Raw genomic sequence first — 6392 nt, forward strand, 5'->3', positions numbered from 1 at the left:
GCGGTCGTAGTGCAGCGTGGCCTTGGCCAGCAGGAACGCCTCGTCGTCCGGGTAGCCGGGGGAGCCGAGCCGCCGGTAGCCCTCGACGCTGTCGGCGAGCGCCTGCTCGCGGGTCGACGCCGGCGGCCGCGCCAGCAGGCCCAGCGCCCACGGCTCGGCCTGGCCGACGCTCGGGTCGCCGGTGGTCGACATGATGGACGTGACGGACCGCAGCCGGTCCGGGTGGTCGATGGCCAGCTGCTGCACGATCATCCCGCCCATCGACGCGCCCACGACGTGCGCGCGGCCGATGCCGAGCGCGTCGAACAGCCCGACGGCGTCGTCGGCCAGGTCGGACAGCAGGTACGGGGCGGTCGCCAGGTCGCCCGCGGCGAGCGCGGCCAGGTCCGGCGCGGGCAGGTGGTCGAGCCAGGTGGAGAGCCCGACGTCGCGGTTGTCGTAGCGCACGACGAAGAACCCGCGGCTCGCCAGCAGCTCGCAGAAGCCGTCCTCCCAGGTGATCATCTGGGCGCCCAGGCCCATCACCAGGACCAGCGGCGGGGCCGCCGGGTCGCCGAAGGTGTCGTACTCGAGCTCGAGACCGTTGGCCTGTGCGCGTGGCATGCCCCCGATCCTGCCGTACCCGTTCGAAGCTGGCACCGGCACGGGCGGTGCGGTTACCGTTACGCCCCATGCCTCCTTCAACCTCGGGCACGGGCCAGCGGCCCCGGTCGCGGGCCGCGGCGGGCCTGCCGGCGCTCACGGCCGACCGCATCGTCAGCGCGGCCACGGCACTGACCGCGGAGCGCGGCCTCGACAACTGGACGCTGCGGGAGCTCGCCCGCGCGGTCGAGGCCTACCCGGCGGTGATCTACCACCACGTCGGCGACCGCGACGCCGTGGTGAACGCCGTCGTCGACCGCGTCGTCGGCCTGCTGGAGCTGCCCGACGAGGAGCTGCCGTGGGCCGAGTGGTTCACCGAGCTGCTGGCCGGCCTGCGTGCCCTGCTGCGGACCTACCCGGGCTGCGCGCGGCGGCTCGCGCTCTTCGGCCCGTCGGTCAAGGCGGCCACGCGCAGCATCGACGCCGGCATCGGCGTGCTGCTGCGTGCGGGGTTCGGCCGCGAGAGCGTGCTGGCCTACAACCTGCTGCTGATGACCGCGTGCCAGTTCGTCGCGATGGAGGACGACCGCGACGGCGCGCTCGCCCTGCGCATCGACAACACCGAGGAGTACGCGACCTACCGCGAGCGGGCCGACCTGCCGGGTATGGCCGAGCTGGGTCACGCGATGCACGACCTGATGGGCGATCCCGACCTCGCCGCGGGCTACTACGCCCAGCTCTACGACTACGCGGTCGGCCGCTGCCTCGACGGCCTCGCCCACCGGCTGGACGAACTACGCGAAGCGGACAGCTGAGGGTTGACAGCGACTTGACAGTGCCCCGGCGTACCGTGGACGTGCGTCGGTGGTTCGCCCATCGACCCGGAGCCCTCGGCGCCCTCCTCCCCCTCGTGGCGTCGGGGGCTCCGGTCTGTCCACGAGCTACTCGCGGCCCTGGCGCGGTGCCGGCGGCACGGCCCGGATCGCCGGGAAGACCTCGCCGACGAGGGTGACGAGCGACTTCGACAGCAGCAGGTGCACCTGGTCCCGCGTCAGCGACCCGCGCACGAGCCATTCCCGCCCGGCCGCCTTCACCATCCCGCCGAACGCGCGCACGAGCGCGTTCAGCTCCGGCCCGTGGTCGCTTTCGCTCGACAGTCCGACGGCTTCCAGCACGCGGTCGGCCGATTCGCGGTCGGCCTCTTCGAGGATCCGTTCCACTTCGAGGTCGCGCCCGATGCCCTCCGGCGCGATCGCGGCCAGCCACATCCGCTCCTGGCTGGTGACCATGTCGAGGAACCATTCGATGGCGACGTCGGCGCGCAGTTCGAGCGGCCCATCCGGGAGGATCTCGACGGCGAGCCGCGGCACGGTCAGCGCGCGGCGGATGATTTCCAGGTACAGCTCGCGTTTCGTACCGAAGTAGTGGTTGATCAGCCCGCGCGCGACGCCCGCCGCCGCGGCGATGTCCGAAGTGGACACTTCGGAGTAGGGACGATCACCGAACAGCCGCGCGGCGCAGGCGTAGATCTGTTCCTTCCGCTCGTCCGGTTCCAGTCTTCGCCATCTCGGCGCCGGCTCGGTGGTCATGCTCCCATCGTCGCACGGCGGGTTGAGCAGGGCAGCTCGGTCCGCACGTTGCCGGACGCAGTGCCACGATCGGGGCACGGTCAGTCCGGGAGCGTGATCGGGGCGAGGTCGTCGAAGACGTCGCCGGGTCCCGGGTTCACCGGATCGGTGCGGCCGCCGAAGTGGTGCAGCACGCCCCACACCGCGTTGAGCGCCGTCTGCACCGCGCCTTCGGCCCAGCCCGCCGTCCACGAGACGTCGTCGCCGGCCAGGAACAGGCCGCGGTAGCGCGGCTCCAGCTGGTCCTGCGCGAAGTGCGTGAACAGGCGGTGCTGGTAGCGGTAGTGGCCGGGCAGGTTGGCCTTGAACGCGCCCATGAAGTGCGGTTCCGCCTCCCACGACACGGTCACCGGGTCGCCGATGATGTGCCGCCGGACGTCGACGCCGGGGTAGATCTCGCGCAGGGACTGCAGCATCACCTCGACGCGTTCGGACACCGACAGCGGCAGCCACTTCAGCGAGTCGTCGGCCCACGTGTAGGACAGGCAGATGACCGCCGGGGAGTCCGGCGCGGACCCGAGCAGGTAGGTGCCGCGCGGCATCCGGTCGGTGAGCGTCATGCTCATCGCGTCGCGGCCGGTCACCGGGTCGCGGTCCAGCCAGAACGGGCGGTCGACCGGCACGAACACCTTCGACGACGCCATGTAGTGCGTGCGCTCGATCGCCGTCCAGTGGTCGATCGGGAACAGCTCGGCGTCGCATTCGATCTTGGACAGCAGCATCCAGCTCTGCGCGGTGAACACCGCCGCGGGGAACGTCCGGATGTGGCCCTCGGTGTCGGTCACCGTGATGTTGTTCGGCGCCGTCCGGTGCAGCCGCGCGACGCCGGGCTGCGGCCGTCCACCGTGGAGCGAGCTGAGGCTGGTGCCCGCCGGCCAGAAAGCGATCTCTTCCGGCGCGTGCTCCCACAGCCGCAGCGGCAGCTGCCTGCTGCCGCCGACGATGCTGCGGTGCTCGTCGTCGGCTCCGGTGTAGACCACGCGCAGGATTTCCAGGATGGAGTTCGGGAAGTCGGTGTCCCAGCCGCCGGTGCCGAAGCCGACCTGGCCGAAGATCTCGCGGTGGCGGAAGGAGGCGAACGCGGGGGAGTCGCAGAGGAAGCCGTAGAACGTCTGGTTGTCCAGCCGCGGCACGAGTTCGTTCCACAGCCGCTTGATCGTCTTCGCGTCGCGGTCGCGGATCGCCGTCTGCATCTCGGCGAAGGACGCGTGCTCGGCGAGCGTCCGGTCCCACGCCGCGGCGACTTCGCCGTAGACGCCGGGAAGGTCCGCGGGCGTGCGCGCGTAGTGACTCTGTCCTTTCAGGTCCACGACGGTGCTCGGCGTCCCGGGCGCCAAGGGGTTCGGGAACGGCGTCGTCTCGAGGCCGACCTTGTCGATGTAGTGGTACAGCGCGGTCGACGCGGGCGGGAAGCGCATCGCGCCCATCTCCGCGACGACGTCGTCCGGGCAGCCGGGGAAGCGGACCGTGCGCAGCCGCCCGCCGATTTCGTCGATTTCGTAGACCACCGGCCGCAGGCCCAGCTTCATCAGCTCGTACGCGGTGACGATGCCGGACAGGCCGCCGCCGATCACCGCGACTTCGGTGCCGTGCCGCTCCGCCGGGACCGAGCCCAGCCCGGCCGGGTGGGCGAGGTAGTCGTCGTAGGCGAACGGGAAGTCGGGGCCGAACATCGTGATCGGGCGGCCCGGCGGTTCTTCGTGGTGGATCGCGGTCGGGACGGCGGAGGTCATGCGGTGGTTCCCCGGTACAGTTCGGGCCGTCGGTCGGCCAGGTGGGTGTTCTCGAGGCGGGACGTGGCGAGCGCTTCCCGCGTGACGTCGGCGGTGACCAGCTCGGGTCCGGATCCGGCGCGGGCCAGGACTTCCCCGGTCGGGGCGGCCACGCAGGAGCGGCCGCAGTAGGTCAGCTCCCGCTCGGTGTCGCAGCGGTTCGCGTAGGCGACGAACAACTGGCTTTCGTAGGCCCGCGCGGGCACCAGCGTGTCGGCGACCAGCTCGTACGGCGTCATCAGCGCGGTCGGCACGACCAGCAGCTCGGTGCCGGCGAGCGCGTGCGCCCGGACCAGTTCGGGGAATTCGACGTCGTAGCAGATCAGCAGCCCGATCCGGACGCCCGCGACGTCGGCCTGCACGACTGGCTCGTCGCCCGGGGTGAACCACGCCTTGTCGAGGTCGCCGAACAGGTGCGTCTTGCGGTAGTTCGCGAGCCGCCGCCCGGTCGCGTCGACGAGCTGGACGCTGTTGTAGACGTGCCCGCCGCCGGATTCCGGGTAGCCGTAGGCGATCGCGACGCCGGATTCCTTCGCCAGTGCGGAAATCCGCTGCGCGGTGGGGCCGTCGGCGGGCTCGGCGAGTTCGTGCGTGCGCGCGCCGATGTGGTAGCCGGTGGTGCCCATCTCGGCCGTGACGACGAGGTCGGCGTCGGTGCCGGCCAGCACGTCCGGGAGGTCGGCGAACGCGCCCTGGTGGATCGCGACCTTCATGCCAGCCTCGACTTCCGGATCCCGTAACCGAAGTAGAGGACCAGGCCGAGCGCCATCCAGCCGCCGAAGACGACCCAGGTGGCGCCGTCGAGGCTGAGCATCATGTACGCGCAGCAGAGCACGCCCAGGACCGGCGTCACCGGCGAGAACGGCACGCGGAACGAGCGCGGCCGGTCCGGCTGGCGGCGGCGCAGCAGCAGGACGGCGACGTTCACCAGCCCGAACGCGAACAGCGTGCCGATGCTGGTCGCGTCGGCCAGCTTGCCCAGCGGGATGAACGCGGCCAGCACGGCGACGAAGCCGGACACCACCAGGGTGTTGACCCGCGGCGCGCCGCTCTTGGCGTCCACTTTGGACAGCACGCCCGGCACGAGCCCGTCGCGGGACATCGCGAACAGGATGCGCGTCTGTCCGTAGAGGACGGTCAGCACGACGCTGGAGATGGCCACGATCGCCCCGACGGCCAGCAGCGCGGCCCAGAGCGGGTTGTCCGACACGACGCCGAGGACGTGCGACAGCGCGGCTTCCTGGCCGTCGAACTGCTGCCACGGCAGCGCGCCGACCGCGGCCACGGCGACCAGGCAGTACAGGACGGTGACGATGCCGAGCGAGAGCAGGATCGCCCGCGGCAGGTCGCGTTGCGGGTTCTTCGCCTCCTCGCCGGCGGTCGAGGCGGCGTCGAACCCGATGTAGGAGAAGAAGAGCTTGGCCCCGCCGGCGCTCAGCCCGGCCAGCCCCAGCGGCAGGAACGGCGTGAAGTTCTTCGCCCGCACCGCGGTGAACGCGATCGCGCAGAACAGCACCAGCGTGCCGATCTTGACCACGACCATGACCGCGTTGGCCCGCGCGCTCTCCTTCGCGCCGGACAGCAGCAGGACCATCGCGAGGACCACGACGGCGATCGCGGGCACGTTGACGATGCCGCCCGAGCCCGGCGGCTGGCTCAGCGCGTCCGGGATGGTGAAGCCGAAGGCCAGCCGCAGCAGTTCGTTGACGTACTGGCCCCAGCCGACGGCCACCGACGCCACCGAGACGCCGTATTCGAGGATCAGGCACCAGCCGCAGACCCAGGCGACGAGTTCGCCGAGCGTGGCGTAGGCGTAGGAGTACGACGAACCGGACAGCGGGATCATGCCGGCGAGTTCGGCGTAGGAGAGCGCCGAGAACAGCGCGGTGATCCCGGCGAGCACGAACGAAAGCACCACCGCCGGTCCGGCCACCGGGACGGCTTCGCCGAGCACGACGAAGATGCCGCTGCCCAGGGTCGCCCCGATGCTGAGCATGGTGAGCTGCCCGAGGCCGAGTGACCGCTTCAACGTGCCATGATCACCTTCGGCGACGAGGTCGGCGACCGGTTTCCGCCGCACCGTCGCGGCTCGCAGAGTCATGCCGACGACCGTATCTGCCGTTTCCAGCAGGCAAAACAGGGGAACATTGCGCGTACAGATGAATCACAGGTGATTCATTGCACAGAAGGATCGGATCGTGGCGATTCGTTATGCTCGGCCGCGGGCAGGAGCAGGGTGAACGTGGGCGGGGCGGGCCGGCTCAGCCGCAGCCGGCCGCCTTCGGCCTCGGCCAGGCTGCGGGCCAGCGGCAGGCCGATCCCGTGGTCGCTCGGCGCGGTCGCGAACGGATCGGTTTCGCCCAGGTCGGGGCCTTCGTCGGCGACGTCGATGGCCAGCGCGTCGCCGGCG

6 protein-coding genes and 1 pseudogene are annotated in these 6392 nt (G+C 71.2%); 1 reads left to right on the forward strand and 6 read right to left on the reverse strand.

What is annotated here, in order from left to right:
• A partial coding sequence (locus tag G3I65_RS16940) for an alpha/beta fold hydrolase (RefSeq protein WP_160696978.1) occupies positions 1 to 603 on the reverse strand: 603 nt, incomplete at its 3' end.
• Between the two features lie 68 nt (positions 604 to 671).
• Here G3I65_RS16940 and G3I65_RS16945 point away from each other — a divergent pair.
• Positions 672 to 1397 carry a TetR/AcrR family transcriptional regulator gene (locus G3I65_RS16945; protein WP_160696979.1) on the forward strand — a complete coding sequence of 242 codons (726 nt, stop codon included), beginning with the start codon at positions 672 to 674 and terminating at the stop codon, positions 1395 to 1397.
• A 126-nt stretch (positions 1398 to 1523) separates the two neighbouring features.
• Here the strand turns inward: G3I65_RS16945 and G3I65_RS16950 are convergent, their stop codons facing one another.
• The 5 genes and pseudogenes from G3I65_RS16950 to G3I65_RS16970 form a co-directional block, all read right to left on the reverse strand.
• A complete protein-coding gene (locus G3I65_RS16950; protein ID WP_160696980.1) occupies positions 1524 to 2171 on the reverse strand; it encodes a TetR/AcrR family transcriptional regulator in 648 nt (215 codons plus the stop codon).
• 80 nt (positions 2172 to 2251) lie between these two features.
• Complete coding sequence (locus G3I65_RS16955; RefSeq protein ID WP_160696981.1) at positions 2252 to 3943, reverse strand: NAD(P)/FAD-dependent oxidoreductase; 1692 nt, start codon at positions 3941 to 3943, stop codon at positions 2252 to 2254.
• Positions 3940 to 4695 (reverse strand): carbon-nitrogen hydrolase family protein, encoded by a 756-nt coding sequence (locus G3I65_RS16960; RefSeq protein WP_160696982.1) that lies wholly within the window; start codon positions 4693 to 4695, stop codon positions 3940 to 3942. Before G3I65_RS16960 ends, G3I65_RS16955 begins: the two co-directional genes overlap by 4 nt.
• Positions 4692 to 6083, reverse strand: coding sequence for an amino acid permease (locus tag G3I65_RS16965; RefSeq protein ID WP_160696983.1), 1392 nt, complete (start codon positions 6081 to 6083; stop codon positions 4692 to 4694). Before G3I65_RS16965 ends, G3I65_RS16960 begins: the two co-directional genes overlap by 4 nt.
• Positions 6084 to 6157: 74 nt before the next feature.
• A pseudogene (locus G3I65_RS16970) lies at positions 6158 to 6392 on the reverse strand (sensor histidine kinase); the annotation flags it as partial.

It is taken from the genome of Amycolatopsis sp. SID8362 (genome assembly GCF_010550475.1).
Taxonomy (GTDB): Bacteria; Actinomycetota; Actinomycetes; order Mycobacteriales; family Pseudonocardiaceae; genus Amycolatopsis; species Amycolatopsis eburnea.